Consider the following 2,317-nt stretch of genomic DNA (forward strand, 5'->3'; position numbering starts at 1 on the left):
GAAGAAGAAAATATCTGCCATATTATAGAACTTATAGATTTCCTCATGAGGTTGGGGACCTGGAAGGAACAAGTTAGGAGGGGGGCTTGCCTGAACTCTTTTTACTTCGGAGTAACCGCTACTCAAGAATGAGAAGGGAATACCGCCGATCCAGAAGAATTTGTACTGAGGAAGAGATTTAGCCACCTTAACAAAGCTATCAAAACCCTTCCTCTTTATAGTGTGTCCTGAACATATTATAACTATTTCATTTTCTTTTATGTTATATAGTTCTCTCATCATTTTTCTAACTTTAAGATCAACTCTAAATTTTTCAGTATCTATGCCATTAGGGATATATATAACTTTTGAAGTAACTCCCATTTCTTCAAGCTTGGCTTTTTCCGATGGAGACACTGCTATGACAATTTTGGCAGAATTATAAAAAAGTAATAGATATTGAGTAAATATATTTTTCCATCTTTCTGCTAAAATGGCACTACCGATCATGGTGTCTGGAATAACATGGGCGGTTATTATAATATTCTCATGAGTTTTCAAAAATTTAAAAAAGCTGTTTCCAAGAGAATGAAAATGTATTATATCAAAGGGTCCATCTTTTAGGTTTGCATTGTAATAAACTTCCACGTCATCTCTTTTTTGAAGGGCGGAGTAGAGCATTTTGCAAGCAGTCTGATCTCCGCCACCCTTTTTCCTTGCAGATGGAATACCTGGCTTAAAAATAATATTTACTTTTATTTTTCTCATGATTTTTTGTCTTTGGATATTTAAAAAATTTCCAAATTTTTCTTCCCTCTTTTCTGAATGATTCCAAAGTAAGTAGATCTCTATTGTAGCGTGGTGGACTGTCTAATATCTCCTTATATAGTTTTGCAATTTCTCTACCGATATTATTTAGATTATAATATTCTGCTAATTGAAAAGCCTTATTTCTGTATTCTGTATAAAAAGTTTTATCTTCTTTTAATTTTTTAATTAGCATAACAAATTCATCATTGCTATTAGCAGAAATATACCAGTCTTTATATAGATCCTTATACTCTTCTAAATCTCTCAAAAGGAGAGGAAGTCCACAGGAGGCAGCTTCTGGAATAACCATACCAAAGGTTTCTTGTCTTGATGGGAAAAATAGTACATCGCTTGCATTATAGTAGTATGGCATCTCCTCATAGGGAACAATGCCTGTAAAGATCACGTTGTTGGGTGCATTTTTGATTTTTTCCTGTAGATCTAAGTATCCTGCTGTTAAAATCGAGAAAGGTTGTCCTCCTACCCATAAAAACTTTATATCAGGTAAATGTTTGGCAACTTCTATAAAGGTGTCGACACCTTTTCTTGGTTGAATTTGTCCTGAGCTCATAACAACAAAATCGTCTTCTGTGAACCCTAATCTTTTTCTCATAATTTCTCTTTTTTCTAAATCCACAAAGAATCTTTCCAAGTTAATTGGATTTGGAATCACATAAATAGGAGCTTTTACTTTGAATTCTTCTAAGGCAGATTTTACTTTAGGAGATACTGCAATTATGACATCTGCTAAATTATAATAGTATTGAAAAAACTTTTCAGCTATAGGTAACCATACCTCTGAGAGAACAAGACTTCCAATAAGGGACTCTGGTATAACATGAGCGGAAATGACAATTCTTTTACCAGTAGTTAATCCTTTTGTTATGGCGTAGGGACCTGGAGTATGAAGATGGGCTATATCATAAAGTCCCTTTCCATTAATGTGAACTTCTAATTCTGGCACTCTTTTTAAGGCTTCTGCTAATGATAAGCTTGCGGTATATACTCCTTGACCTTTTACATCCCAAGCTAACGCTTCCGATATTAAGTTAACAGTAATCTTCATGGCTTATATTATAACATATTGTTAAGAATGTTTCTATAAACCTTTACAGTTTGATCTGCAATTTTATTGATGTCATAGGTATTAGCCAAGGCGATAGCCTTTTGGGACATTTTCATTCTAAGGTCATAATTTTCAGCGAGTTCTACTATTTTATTTACGAAATCCTCCTCGGTAGAAGGTATATAGGAGTCAAAGAAGATATCTTCGTATTCTTTGAGATTTCTAAGGAGGAGAGGGAGTCCACAGGAAGCAGCCTCAATAGGTGCCATAGGGAAAAGTTCCTGTCTTGAAGGGAAGAAGAAAATATCTGCCATATTATAGAACTTATAGATTTCCTCATGAGGTTGGGGACCTGGAAGGAACAAGTTAGGAGGGGGGCTTGCCTGAACTCTTTTTACTTCGGAGTAACCGCTACTCAAGAATGAGAAGGGAATACCGCCGATCCAGAAGAATTTGTACTGA

Annotated in this window: 3 protein-coding genes; all 3 read right to left on the reverse strand. The window is 35.1% G+C overall.

Annotated elements, in window-relative coordinates:
- Positions 1 to 750 (reverse strand): glycosyl transferase family 1 (locus CBR30_09850; GenBank protein PMQ00692.1); only part of this gene is annotated, 750 nt, incomplete at its 3' end.
- Positions 716 to 1,855: a glycosyl transferase gene (locus CBR30_09855; GenBank protein PMQ00690.1), complete on the reverse strand. Its 1,140-nt coding sequence runs from the start codon at positions 1,853 to 1,855 to the stop codon at positions 716 to 718. The genes CBR30_09855 and CBR30_09850, both read right to left, overlap by 35 nt.
- A gap of 8 nt (positions 1,856 to 1,863) precedes the next feature.
- Positions 1,864 to 2,317 (reverse strand): glycosyl transferase family 1 (locus tag CBR30_09860; protein PMQ00691.1); only part of this gene is annotated, 454 nt, incomplete at its 5' end.

The organism is Dictyoglomus sp. NZ13-RE01 (genome assembly GCA_002878375.1).
Lineage (GTDB): Bacteria > Dictyoglomota > Dictyoglomia > Dictyoglomales > Dictyoglomaceae > NZ13-RE01.

Coding starts and splice junctions, on each gene's coding strand:
- CBR30_09855 (PMQ00690.1), bottom strand. CDS start 1,855: ATGAAGATTACTGTTAACTTAATATCGGAAGCGTTAGCTTGGGATGTA.